This is a genomic window from Hydrotalea sp. AMD, from assembly GCF_004100315.1.
Lineage (GTDB): Bacteria > Bacteroidota > Bacteroidia > Chitinophagales > Chitinophagaceae > Hydrotalea > Hydrotalea flava.
On record NZ_SCKY01000004.1, the window covers coordinates 183,139 to 196,509 of the forward strand.

Annotated in this window: 13 protein-coding genes; 9 read left to right on the forward strand and 4 right to left on the reverse strand. The window is 36.6% G+C overall.

Features of this window, described 5'->3' with window-relative positions; genetic code table 11:
- The first annotated feature begins 11 nt into the window (after positions 1–11).
- The 8 genes from panB to sucC all read left to right on the forward strand — a co-directional run bounded on the left by panB (position 12) and on the right by sucC (position 8,564).
- Positions 12–827, forward strand: a complete 816-nt coding sequence (gene panB, locus EO766_RS03815; RefSeq protein ID WP_074420573.1) for a 3-methyl-2-oxobutanoate hydroxymethyltransferase — start codon at positions 12–14, stop codon at positions 825–827.
- Positions 828–914: 87 nt separating this feature from the next.
- Positions 915–2,069, forward strand: a complete 1,155-nt coding sequence (locus EO766_RS03820) for a sensor histidine kinase (RefSeq protein ID WP_074420847.1) — start codon at positions 915–917, stop codon at positions 2,067–2,069.
- A gap of 85 nt (positions 2,070–2,154) precedes the next feature.
- Positions 2,155–2,847, forward strand: coding sequence for a LytR/AlgR family response regulator transcription factor (locus EO766_RS03825; protein WP_081301369.1), 693 nt, complete (start codon positions 2,155–2,157; stop codon positions 2,845–2,847).
- A gap of 195 nt (positions 2,848–3,042) precedes the next feature.
- The gene (gene amaB, locus EO766_RS03830; protein WP_074420579.1) at positions 3,043–4,566 is read left to right on the forward strand and encodes an L-piperidine-6-carboxylate dehydrogenase; all 1,524 of its coding nucleotides are present in this window, start codon (positions 3,043–3,045) and stop codon (positions 4,564–4,566) included.
- A gap of 5 nt (positions 4,567–4,571) precedes the next feature.
- Positions 4,572–4,898, forward strand: coding sequence for a cupin domain-containing protein (locus EO766_RS03835; protein WP_068241480.1), 327 nt, complete (start codon positions 4,572–4,574; stop codon positions 4,896–4,898).
- 147 nt (positions 4,899–5,045) lie between these two features.
- A complete protein-coding gene (locus EO766_RS03840; RefSeq protein ID WP_074420845.1) occupies positions 5,046–6,734 on the forward strand; it encodes a S8 family peptidase in 1,689 nt (562 codons plus the stop codon).
- A 29-nt stretch (positions 6,735–6,763) separates the two neighbouring features.
- Positions 6,764–7,279 carry a DinB family protein gene (locus EO766_RS03845; protein ID WP_074420844.1) on the forward strand — a complete coding sequence of 172 codons (516 nt, stop codon included), beginning with the start codon at positions 6,764–6,766 and terminating at the stop codon, positions 7,277–7,279.
- Between the two features lie 73 nt (positions 7,280–7,352).
- Positions 7,353–8,564 (forward strand): ADP-forming succinate--CoA ligase subunit beta, encoded by a 1,212-nt coding sequence (gene sucC, locus EO766_RS03850; protein ID WP_074420843.1) that lies wholly within the window; start codon positions 7,353–7,355, stop codon positions 8,562–8,564.
- Positions 8,565–8,622: 58 nt separating this feature from the next.
- Here sucC and EO766_RS03855 read toward each other — a convergent pair whose 3' ends face one another.
- The 4 genes from EO766_RS03855 to EO766_RS03870 form a co-directional block, all read right to left on the reverse strand.
- Positions 8,623–9,252 (reverse strand): SprT-like domain-containing protein, encoded by a 630-nt coding sequence (locus tag EO766_RS03855; RefSeq protein ID WP_074420842.1) that lies wholly within the window; start codon positions 9,250–9,252, stop codon positions 8,623–8,625.
- Positions 9,253–9,254: 2 nt separating this feature from the next.
- Positions 9,255–9,563: a hypothetical protein gene (locus EO766_RS03860; RefSeq protein WP_143439542.1), complete on the reverse strand. Its 309-nt coding sequence runs from the start codon at positions 9,561–9,563 to the stop codon at positions 9,255–9,257.
- A 97-nt stretch (positions 9,564–9,660) separates the two neighbouring features.
- Positions 9,661–9,870 (reverse strand): hypothetical protein, encoded by a 210-nt coding sequence (locus tag EO766_RS03865; protein ID WP_074420840.1) that lies wholly within the window; start codon positions 9,868–9,870, stop codon positions 9,661–9,663.
- Positions 9,867–10,265 (reverse strand): hypothetical protein, encoded by a 399-nt coding sequence (locus EO766_RS03870; RefSeq protein ID WP_074420855.1) that lies wholly within the window; start codon positions 10,263–10,265, stop codon positions 9,867–9,869. The genes EO766_RS03865 and EO766_RS03870 overlap by 4 nt, the downstream gene beginning before the upstream one ends.
- Positions 10,266–10,368: 103 nt before the next feature.
- Here EO766_RS03870 and porW point away from each other — a divergent pair, with 103 nt between their 5' ends.
- On the forward strand, positions 10,369–13,329 hold the full coding sequence (gene porW, locus EO766_RS03875; RefSeq protein ID WP_143439540.1) for a type IX secretion system periplasmic lipoprotein PorW/SprE: 2,961 nt from the start codon (positions 10,369–10,371) through the stop codon (positions 13,327–13,329).
- Positions 13,330–13,371 lie beyond the last annotated feature (42 nt).

The following is a 13,371-nucleotide window of genomic DNA, read 5'->3' on the forward strand; positions in this document are numbered from 1 at the left end:
AATCAATCATCATGTCTCTTCAAAAAGAAATAAAAAAAATAACCACCCACACTTTACAAAAAATGAAAGCCGGTGGAGAAAAAATATCCATGCTTACTGCTTACGATTATTCATTTGCAGGCATTTTTGATGCAGCAGGAATAGATGTAATATTGGTAGGCGACAGTGCCAGCAATGTAATGGCCGGTCATGAAACTACATTGCCTATAACACTTGATCAAATGATTTATCATGCAGCCTCCGTTATCAGGGCAGTGCGCCGTTCGTTGGTTGTGGTAGATCTTCCTTTTGGAACCTACCAGTCTAATAGTGATATTGCTTTGGCTTCAGCCATTAGAATTATGAAAGAAACCGGCGCCCATGCCATAAAATTAGAAGGCGGTGAAGAAGTGCTTGAAAGTATTCAAAGAATTGTAAAAGCAGGTATTCCGGTAATGGGGCATTTAGGTTTAACCCCGCAAAGCATTTACCAGTTTGGCACCTATGCAGTCAGGGCTACTCAAAATGAAGAAGCAGAAAAACTGAAAAATGATGTATTGCTATTGCAACAGGCCGGTTGTTTTGGCATTGTATTAGAAAAAATACCGGCCCAATTAGCCAAAACAGTAACACAATCTGTTCAAATTCCTACCATTGGCATTGGTGCAGGCCCTCACTGCGATGGGCAGGTATTGGTAATGCACGATATGCTGGGCATTAATACAGAATTTAAACCACGTTTCTTAAGGCAGTACCTCAATTTACATGAGCAAATTACACAGGCAGTTCAGCAATATATCCAGGATGTAAAAACCAATGATTTTCCAAACAAAAATGAGTCTTATTAAATTTTTACCGACAGATTGAATATTTCACCCGAAAAAAAATGAACAGACTAAAACTACTGATTAGCTTTATATAAAGCAACCAACTGTATGCAAACGGGTTCAAAAAAATTCATTATTGTTCTAATACATATTGTTGCATGGATTTCATTTTTCATGCTTCCCTATATTTTTGCTCCGCAGCCAAAAGATATTCCCCAACAAGTTAGTCGTTATATCATTACACTGTTTATCACCATCAACCTTTTTTTGCTGGTATTTTATTATTTAAACACTTTGTTATTTATACCCAACCTGCTATTTAATAAGCAATGGATACCTTACGTTCTGGTAATTGCGATATGTATGTATGGATTTTTATATTTGCCACGGCAATTGGCTTTGTGGATGAACAATACCACTGAAACAAAAATCAGAAATGAGTTTAGAAATGATTTTAAAAAAGCTGACTCGGTTATGTTGCAACAACATGGAGCAGGGTATAAAGCAGGCAACAATAAAAAAGCATCCGCACCACCACCTATCCCAAAAAGAAGATCCGGCAGATATTTTCCAGGAAGTTATGCGGTTTTTTTACTGGTATTTGCCGTAGGTACCAGCATTTCTGTACTGCAGCAATGGCTAAAGGTAGAGCGTACCAAAGAAAAAATTGAGAAAGAGATGTTGCAAACAGAACTTTCGTTTCTCAAATCACAAATTAATCCCCATTTCTTTTTTAATACACTCAACAATATTTATTCATTAGCCATTACAGGAAGCGATCAAACACCTTCTGCCATATTAAAGCTTTCGGCCATAATGCGTTATATTTTAGCCGAAACTAAAAACGATTGGGTACCTCTGCAAAATGAAATTGATTTTTTGAACGATTATATTGATTTGCAGAAAGTCAGACTTACACAGAATGTAGCATTAACCTTTACAGTAGATGGCAATATCAGTAATCAACGTGTTGCCCCCCTTATTTTTATTCCATTTGTAGAAAATGCATTTAAATATGGGGTAAGCACAATTGAGCCGTCATTTATTCATATTAATATTGCCATTCAGAACAATACTATTATTTTTTCTGTCAAAAATTCCATTGTTTCTAATGCAGGTAATTCGCTTACAGAAACAACAGGAATTGGAATAAAAAATGTGGAAAGAAGACTTACCTTACTTTATCCGGCCAAACATGAGTTGAAAATAAAAAATGAAAAAAATATATTTAGTGTAGAATTAACACTCGTGCAGGTTGTTTAAACATTTTTTAGCTATCTAACCATAGTTTAAAACAATTAAATTTTCATTTGAAAATACAAATATTCAACATCAAAAATATATGCATATGAAATGTATTGCTATCGATGATGAACCCCTGGCACTCCAAATTATTTCTCAATACTGCGAAAAAATACCATTCCTACAGTTAGAAAACATTTTTACCAATCCGAATGATGCTATACAATATTTGTCAGAAAATAAAATGGATTTGTTGTTTTTGGATATTCAAATGCCCGATATCAACGGATTGCAGTTATATAAAAATTTAACCAATAAGCCATTGGTAATTTTTACCACCGCCTTTAAAGATTTTGCTGTAGAAGGGTTTAATGTAGATGCAATTGATTATTTATTAAAGCCCTTTGATTATAATCGCTTTCTAAAAGCAGCTTACAAAGCAAAAGAATATCAGGAATTTTTATCTTCTCAGGAACTACAATTAAATTCTATTTATGTAAAGGTGAATTATGAAATGATGAAAATTAATTTGAAGGATATTGAATTAATTGAAGCGTTGGATGATTATATCAAAATTCACATAAAACCCTACCCTGTATTAACTTTAATGACCTTAAAAAGTATGCAGGAAAAACTTCCAAACAAAGAATTTGTGAGGGTACATCGCTCCTATATTGTACCCATTAGCAAAGTTGACAAATTCAATAAAAATAAAATTTTAGTAGCCGGTAAAGAAATACCCATTGGCAGTAGCTATTCAGATGTATATGATTTATTATTGAGCCGTCAGCTACAATAAGTTCTCCGATATTTTCTTCCCATTCACCTATCAAATCATAAATTTATTAAAGTTGCTTCGAATTTTACATTCGTTTCAAACTGTTTTATTTTCATGCAGGGTTACATTGAAAAGGTATTGCTGATTGATCACAATCCGGGCAATACCTTTTTTATTTTTACATTTATCTTACCTTGCAGTCCTTAAATATTTATCATGGACTTTATCAGATTGCTGCATATAGAAAAAACCAATCCGGGTACATCGACCGGTTCAGAATGGATAAAAAGTTATGGTGCTGAAATAGAAAGCTTTACACCTGTTAATGGCGCTTCAATTGCTGCTGTAATTAGCACCGACAAAGAAGCTTATGAAGCTGTTGTGCATAAAGCCGCTGCAGCATTTAAAATTTGGCGTAACTGGCCGGCACCTAAAAGAGGCGATGTAGTTCGCCAAATTGGTGATGCAATAAGATTAAATAAAGAAAATTTAGGCAAATTAGTGAGTTATGAAATGGGAAAAAGTCTGCAGGAAGGCTTGGGTGAAGTGCAGGAAATGATTGATATCTGCGATTTTGCCATTGGCTTATCACGCCAGTTATATGGCTTAACCATGCACAGTGAACGGCCTAACCACCGTATGTATGAACAATGGCATCCGCTGGGTATGGTGGGAATTATTTCCTCTTTTAATTTCCCGGTGGCTGTATGGAGTTGGAATACCGCCGTTGCCTGGGTATGTGGAAATGTTTGCATTTGGAAACCAAGTGAAAAAACACCGCTTTGCAGCATTGCCGTTCAAAAAATAGTGGCTGAAGTTTTTGCAAAAAATCATGTACCAGAAGGCGTAAGTTGTTTGATACAAGGTGATAAAACTGTTGGAGAATGGATGAGCCATGATACCAGAATTCCTTTAATCAGTGCCACAGGCTCTACCAGAATGGGAAAAGCTTTGAGTACAGCCATAGCAGCAAGGCTCGGAAAATCAATTCTTGAATTAGGAGGCAATAATGCCATTATTATTTCGCAACACGCAGATTTAGATATGGCTTTACGCGGCTGCCTTTTCGGCGCCGTTGGCACAGCCGGCCAACGTTGCACAACAACGCGTAGATTAATTATTCACGAATCAGTATATGAAACATTTAAAGCCAAACTTGTTGCAGCTTACCAGCAACTTAAAATTGGCAATCCATTGCAACCCGAAAATCATGTAGGACCCTTAATTGACAAAGCTGCTGTACAACATTATTTACATGCTATTGACCAATGTATACAACAAGGCGGGAAGTTTGCAGTGCCAGGAGGTGTAGTAGAAGGTACTGGATACGAAAGTGGTTGTTATGTAAAACCCTGTGTAGCCGAGGTACAACCTGGTATGCCCATTGTTCAACAGGAAACCTTTGCTCCTATTTTGTACATCATGCCTTATACCAATTTAGAAGATGCCATTGCTATACAAAACAACGTACCACAAGGCTTATCTTCTGCAATCATGACTTTAAACCTGCGTGAAGCAGAAGCCTTTTTATCATATGCCGGCAGCGATTGCGGCATAGCCAATGTAAATATTGGTACCAGTGGTGCTGAAATAGGCGGGGCTTTTGGTGGAGAAAAAGAAACCGGAAGTGGCAGAGAAAGCGGAAGCGATGCCTGGAAAGCCTATATGCGCCGACAAACCAATACCATTAACTGGGGAACCCATTTGCCTTTAGCACAGGGCATTACTTTTGAATTATAATAATTATGCCACTTATTCATGTAGCCGAACTGCCTGTTAAAGAAATTGTTCCGGGTTATAAAGCACAGTTCATACATACCGGAACCAATACATTTTCGTATTTACAGGTTACTGCCGGCAGTAAATTAGGCCTGCATCACCATCCGCACCAGCAAATTGCGCATGTATTACAAGGTACTTTTCAACTAACTGTTGATGGAATTGAATATACCTTACAGCCGGGCGAAGTAATGGTCGTTCCACCTAATGTACCACATGCCGGTTTAGCCATTACCGATTGTAGCTTACTGGATGTATTTTATCCGGAAAGAGAAGATTATAAAAAACTGTAAATGCAGCTTTTTACTTAACATTTAGCTAAATCGCATTGTACTGTTGCCTTTATTGCAGGGATAATCAGACATTTGCTAATGGTAGTTACCCAATTGTAAACAAATTATTGCCTTTCATTTCTACTGTATCGCTTAAAATGCACCCCAATGAACAAACGTTATTGCTTCGCTTTATTAGTATCTATTTTTATCCATTCCACAGCTCCTGCACAAATGCGCAATGTACCTGAAGGCTGGCATTTGATGGATGCAACAAAAGACAAATACTATGGCATTAGTTTAAATGAAGCTTATCAATACCTGAAAGCCAATCACATCAAATCAACGCCCGTTATTGTAGCTGTTTTAGATTCTGGTGTAGATACCACCCATGAAGACCTGAAAGGCATTTTATGGCATAACCCCAAAGAAATTCCTGGCAATGGCATTGATGACGACCACAATGGATATGTAGACGATGTGTATGGATGGAATTTTCTAGGAAATAAAAATGGAGAAAATTTAAAAAAAGCCGGAGATGAACGATCCAGAGTATTTTATCAGTTTAAAAATAAATTTTCAGGCAAGAATATTGACACTACCCAATTCAGTCAAAAAGACAAATACGAATACCGAATTTGGAAAATGGCAGCCGATGAAATGAATAAAGGCAACGACGATCAGATGGAAATTGCTTTTTTAAACATCACCCTGAACTCTATCAAAAAACACGATTCTTTAATACAAAAAGAAATGGGCACTAAAGTATACAATTGTGCCCAGTTAGAAAGCTTTGAACCTACTACGCCTGAAGGAAAAAAAGCCAAATTCGGGTATCTTACTTTAATGAAAATGGTGGGAATTGATCCCGATGAAAAGAATACAGCAGTAATCAGCGAATTAAACGATTATATTGAAGGGAAACAGGATGCACTCAATGAAAAAGATACACCACCCATTAATTACCGTAGCAAAATAGTTCAAGACAATTATAACAATATTCAGGATAAATATTATGGCAATGCAGATGTAATGGGCCCAGACCCTATGCATGGCACGCATGTAACCGGCATTATTGCTGCACAGCGCAACAATGGCATTGGCATGGATGGCGTTGCAGACAATGTAAAAGTAATGATGGTAAGAGTTGTTCCCGATGGGGATGAATACGATAAAGATATTGCCTTAGGCATTTTTTATGCTGTAAATAATGGAGCCAAAGTAATCAATATGAGTTTTGGAAAATCTTATTCGCCCCAGAAATATTGGGTAGATAGCGCCGTAAAATATGCCGAGCAAAAAGATGTTTTAATTGTGCATGCTGCCGGGAATGAATCGGCAGATATAGATACAAAAGAAAATTATCCCAATCCTCATTTTCTATTTCAAAACAGTACAGCCAATAATTTTATTACAGTAGGCGCCAGCAACGACCCGTCAATGGGTCAGGGTATGGCTGCAGATTTTAGTAACTATGGAGGCAAAGAAGTAGATGTATTTGCCCCGGGTGTAAAAATATATTCCACCTTACCCAAAAAAAATGAATACGGCAATTTACGGGGAACCAGCATGGCAGCTCCTATTGTAACCGGTCTTGCTGCAATGATTCGATCTTATTTTCCGAATTTAACTGCAGTAGAAGTAAAACAAATTATCATGGCTTCTGTTCTGCATCCTGATAGCACACTGGCCGATTTTAAGCCCGGAACACAACAAACCATTCCTTTTGCAGCTCTTTCAAAAAGTGGGGGTATTATCAATGCTGCCCATGCAGTAAAACAAGCAGAAGATTTGGGAAGGAAATGGGCTGCAGAAAAATCGAGTGCCGATAAAAAAACCGCTACGCAACTGAAATAAAGATATTATTAACCCTACAATCATCGTATATGAGCAGACCACTCCCCGGAGAATATCCATCTTATTATGAAGATTACATTCAACAAACAGCAGGTTGCAATAACCTGAAAGAACTGGTTACAACATTCAGCCATTCCATTATTCAGTTCTTTTCAGGTATTCCGAAGGAGAAAGAAAATTTTATTTATGCTCCAGGCAAATGGACACCGAAAGACATCCTGCAACATATTATAGATACAGAACGTATTATGGCGTATCGCATGCTCACCTTTGCAAGATCAGACAACAAAAATTTACCCGGCTTTGATGAGCAATGGTACGCTGAAAGAGCGATTGCCAATAACAGAAGTTTAAAAAATTTGTTGGATGAATTTATTGCACTCAGGCAATCAACCGATTATTTTTTACAATCACTGCCGGAGCCAACGCTCTCATTATCGGGAACTGCTAATAATTATCCCCTAACTGTAAATGCCATCGGCTTTATCATTTTTGGGCATTTGCTCCATCATCAGCGGGTTTTAGAAGAAAAATACTTACAGTAAATATTTTTTTAATACCATAAATACCAGTATAAGCACTACAAAAACCTTAACTTCGCATCCTAAATAGTTACGTATGAATTTACATGAATTTCAGGCGAAAGAATTATTAAAAAAATACAATGTACCCGTTCAAGACGGTATGGCGGTAGATACAGTAATGGCTGCTGAAGAAGCATACAGACAAATTAAAACACAAACCAATAACAATTTTGCGGTTGTTAAAGCGCAAATACATGCCGGCGGTCGCGGAAAAGGAAAAATTGTAGGCTCTGAGCAAAGAGGAGTTGCCGTTGTCAAGAGTGCAGAAGATATTACCAATATTGCCAAAAATATTTTAGGTGGTACATTGGTTACCATACAAACAGGACCTGTAGGAAAAAAAGTGAATAAAATTTTTGTTGCTCAAGATGTTTACTATCCGGGCCCCAATCCTGTAAAGGAATTTTATTTATCGGTTTTGTTAGATCGTGCAAAAGGTCAAAATGTAATTATGTACAGCACCGAAGGCGGTGTTGATATTGAAGAAGTAGCCCACAAAACTCCGGAAAAAATATTTAAAGAATGGGTGCATCCTTCCGGTGGATTACTTCCTTTTCAGGCCAGAAAAATTGCCTTCAATTTTGGTTTAACCGGCGAAGCATTTAAAAATTGCGTAAAATTTGTAACCAATTTATACAATGCATATGTGGGATTGGAATGTTCCATGCTAGAAATTAATCCACTCTTCAAAACCAGCGATGATAAAATAATTGCGGTAGATTGTAAAATGAATTTGGATGATAATGCTTTAATGCGCCATTCAGATTTAGCGGCCTTACGCGACATTACAGAAGAAGATCCTACAGAAGTAGAAGCCGGCCAATACAACTTAAATTTTGTAAAATTAGATGGCAACGTTGGTTGCATGGTAAACGGGGCCGGATTGGCGATGGCTACCATGGATATGATTAAATTAAGCGGTGGTGAACCTGCCAACTTTTTAGATGTAGGTGGAACTGCCAATGCCCAAACCGTTGAGGCTGGGTTCAAAATCATCATGAAAGATCCCAATGTAAAAGCCATTCTTATCAATATTTTTGGTGGCATTGTTCGCTGTGATCGGGTTGCTGCCGGAGTAATTGAGGCTTATAACAAATTAGGCAATATTCATATTCCCATTATTGTTCGCTTACAGGGAACCAATGCGGCAGAAGCCAAAAAATTAATTGATGAAAGCGGACTGAAAGTTCAATCTGCCATTGAATTAAGCGAAGCTGCTGCTTTGGTAAAAAAAGCAGTTGCATAAATATAAATATATTTCAAATTATTGTAAACGTTGGATGGTTTTACTGTTCAACGTTTTTTTATTGTGCTGCATACAATTTCACTTCACAAATAGCGCTGAAAGCATACCTTAATCCCGATTGCACTTCCACACATTCATATCGCTTTCTTCGTTTATGCCCCTTTTTAAATAACCGGCCATTTTCAGTAATAAAAACTGCACCCTCCGGCACATGCGCCAACAGCAACACATCTGTTGTTGAAACTGTGTTATATTTTCGTAATACAATCAGCAATTCTGTTTCGCCATTTGCAGTAGCTGAAGGATTGCGAATGCTTTTCTGCAATGCCAATACAATATCTTCGGGAAATACCTGCTGTTCAGTAAAGCGAAGCAATAACTTGCTGTAAAATTGTTTCCATTCTTTACCATGTGGTTCTACCTTATGGCCAAAGGTTTCAAATGTAAGTAAATGCGCCAATTCATGTAAAAGTGTTATCAAAAACTCATATTTATTCAAATTTCCATTAATAGTAATGGAATGATTTCTATGTTGCGATGCATGCCTGTAATCGCCCAATACCGATTTCCGTTTTCGGGTAATGGTTAAATGTACTTTATAGTGGTTTAGATAATCTGCAACAGGTTCAAAACAGCCTTCGGGTAAGAACTCTGCCAGTATATGCATTGGATGTTGCGTAACAGCCATATCTATTTGTTATTTCCATTAATTTTAGCCGCAATGTATACTTCTAAAAAAGTATACATCAAATACAAAACCATGCCAACAAAAACTGCATAAACACTTCTGTTTGGACCGGCTAATACCAAATATAAAATAGCAGCTCCTCCCAATACTAATAATTTCATAAGTGTTACCATCATTACATTACTTACTGATGCCATGGGTGTTTTTTTATGGGCCGCCTGTATATGCAAGGCAAGGCTCAAAATGCTGATTACAAATAAAATGCAATTGGCAGAAAATACTACCCACACATCTATTTGATGCGTATACATTATTTTTTTAAAGAAAATAAGCAAACTATTTACCGATACGAATAAAATAAATAAAGGCAAAATGTTTTTTGAGAAAGAAAAGGGGGTTTGTTGCATATTATTTTCTGCTTGTGTCTTTAATAACTTTTATAATTAAAACAATAATAACAATTAAAGGTAATAGCCAAACCAATAAAGGAATAGCGAATGAAAATTTTACATCCATCCACCAACCAGAATAAACTGAAATGGCAATGGCAATAATCAGTTCGCCGGTTAATGTAGCATATTGAAGCAATAATTTCTTATTATCTGGCTGCTCGCTCATTCTTTAATTAACTCTTGTTTAGGAATTATTAAACTGGCGGTATCTTTCTGTGCAGGCATATTACCCGAAAGCACTTTTTTCAGATTTTCTAAATACTGATCTTTATATTGAATAGATTTCTCTAATGAATCGGTACGCATTTGCAAAAGTTGTAATTCTGTTCTGCTTTCCCTTGAACCATAACCGGGAATGTAATATTTTAGCGGGGTAAAAACAATCAGCGCTACCGTTAAACTAATCAATAAAACAAATGCAGTACTAAAAACAACATATACACTTAAACGTGATAATTTAAAAGTTACCAGCTCTTCATAAGTATCATCATTAATTAATACAAGCCGGTACTGATTTCTTAATCGTTTAAAAGTGTTAGTTTCAAAAGTTTGTTTTGCCATGCTACAAAATAAGGTTAAAGGTACATAACAAGGGCTGTTTTGCCACATTTATTAGAAAATAACTGTACTTTTAAACAGTTTAGATTTGTGTTGAATTATGCCTATGAAGCAGAAGTATTTTTTGATGTGGTTCCTTTTCTTCCCTGCCCTGCTGTTTTACCAGACCAAGGTATGGGGACAACCCAATACTACCATTAATTTAGATAAAGAAAAACCCGCTCAATACCAGGATCGGCAACTGGCTTCTGAAAAAACAGGCGAAAAAAAAATAGGATTTGTAAAGCGTACTTATCAGGATATGGTAAGCCATTACAACTATTTTTTTAATGCCAACAATAAATTAAACCATATTATTGAACTGGCACAACAAATGCATACGGATGATTATAGTAAACTTCTGCCATTCTATAATTACAGCCTTTCGGTTACTGCTTTAGATAAGCGGGATATTGATTCCATTATTTACAAGTGTTATGCAGGTATTCTGTTACATGATTTAAGATCTGACTGGGTAGATGATTTTTATTTGTTGCTGGGCAAAGCGTATTTACTACGACAAAATTTTGATTCTGCCGCAACTGTTTTCCAATACATCAATTACATATATGCGCCAAAAGATGATGGATATGATATTCCAATAGGTAGTAATGTAAGTAACCAACAAGGTATTTTTACCGTTGCAACCAATGAAAACAGAAGTCTGCTGAAAAAAATTATCAAAAAACCAACCACCCGGAACGACAGCTTCATCTGGCAAATCAGAAATTATATAGAAAGCAACCAATTAGACAAAGCCACCGGTTTAATAGCTATTTTAAAAGCTGATCCCTTCTTTCCGAAAAGATTAGAAAAAGATTTGTTTTTGCAGCAAGCTTATTTGTTTTATAAACAAAATGTTCACGACAGTGCTGCTACCTATTTAAGCAAATCCATTTCAGAAGCTTCCAATAAACAGGAACAGGCAAGATGGGAGTTTTTAACCGGCCAGCTTTTTCAATTGGCACATCAAAACAAACCTGCCATCCAGGCATTTGAAAAAGCCATCCATCATACCATTGATCCCTATCTGGAAGTGTATGCCCGCCTGAATATTGTGGCACTTTCTGATACTGCAAATGGCAATCATTCATTGCAAAACAATTTGAAACAATTGTATCAATTGGCCAGAAGAGATAAATATGCTGATTATCGAGATATTATTTATTATGCTGCAGCTTCGCTTGAAATTAAACAACAGCATTTTAAAGAAAGTATCAATAATTTATTGAAAAGCATTGCATTCAGTGTTAACAACCCGGCACAAAAGCAAAAAAGTGTGTTATTACTGGCATCAACAGCCTACAATATCCGCCAATATCCGCTTGCTTCATTATATTATGACAGTGTGCAGGTTAATCAGTTAGATTCTTCCCTGCAAAATGAAATTACTAACCGAAAAAAAGCTTTAAAAATTATTACGAAAAATCTGGCATCGCTCCAATTACAGGATAGTTTATTGCAACTAAGTAATTTGAATGAAGCGGCGCGGCTGGCTGCTGTAAAAAAATTATACCGCCGATTACGCAAAGAGCAAGGCCTGGCAGATGAAAGGGAAGAAATTGATTTTGGCAGTACCAATTCCACCACAAACGCAGCAAGCAGTGGCTTATTTGGCAGTACCACCACGAATAGTGCCAGTGATTTTTATTTTGCCAATACTGCACTTAAAACACAAGGTTACAAAGAGTTTAAACAAACATGGGGTAACCGGCCCAATGTAGATAACTGGCAACGTCAATCTGCTATTAACAACAGCATGCGGTTGAACAATAACAATGTAACCACAACAGCCAATGCAACTCCCGAAGCCGTTAAAACCAATGCTTCTACTGCCTTAACCTTGAAAGGAATGCTGGAAAATGTTCCACTTACCGAAAAGCAAATTGGAGATACACATAATACAATTATTGACGACTTATATAAAAATGCGCAAACTTTCCAAAACGATTTAGAGAAATATCCTGACGCAGTAGATGCTTATGAAACCCTTATGAAACTGTATCCGGAAAACAAATATGAAGAGCCCGTTTTATTCAATCTAATATACTGTTACAACCAATTGGGTTTATTGGCAAAATCAGATTCAGTAAGGAAAAAATTAATGCTTGCTTTTCCGAATGGCATCTATGCTGAAAAAATAAAAAATACAGGTAAACCCACCATTCAAGACAAAGCAACAGCACAATACGAACATATTTATGATTTGTTTATTGAAGGAAATTTTAAGCAGGCATTAGCAGAAAAAGAGCAGGCCGATAAAATATTTGGGAAAAATTACTGGGGCCCGCAATTAATGTACATTCAGGCCGTATACGATGTAAAACAAAAAAATGACAGTACTGCCATCCAAACTTTGGAAGCATTGGTACACCAGTTTCCCCAATCGCCAATGGTTGAAATGGCCAATACCCTCATTAGCGTAGTAAAACGTAGAAAAGAAATTGAAAATTATTTAACCAATTTGGTGATTGAAAAAAATGAAGACAATGTTGTGGGCAATATTGACCTACACCCGGCCACCATTGCAAAAGCACCTGTTAAAAAAATAGTAGATACTTTATCAACACAAATCCATAAACAATTAGATACCACTGCATTGGTTCAGGTACCCGTTAGCAATCCGGTAATACAGGCTGTAAACAATTATGCATTCAATCCGGCCGATTCGCAATACATTGCGGTAATATTACATAAAGTTGATCCCGTTTTTGCCAGTGAAGCCAGAAATGCATTTTACCGTTTTAACCTAGAAAAATTTTATACACTACGTTTAAAAGTTACCGGAGAAAAATTAAATGATTCAACCACAATTGTACTAATTGGCCCATTTGAAAATGCCGGAGATGCAGTTGAGTATTTAGATAAAACCCGCCCAATGGCTACCGGTAGAATTATACCCTGGCTTAAACCCGATAAATATGTTTTTAGTATGATTAGTCCTTTAAACTTACAGTTGTTGCATACTAAAAACAATATTACAGATTATATTCAGTTTATGAAAAACACTTTACCCGAAAAATTTTAACTACTTGGCAGGGTAACATCTGCCGTAGATGCTTAGTTTTAC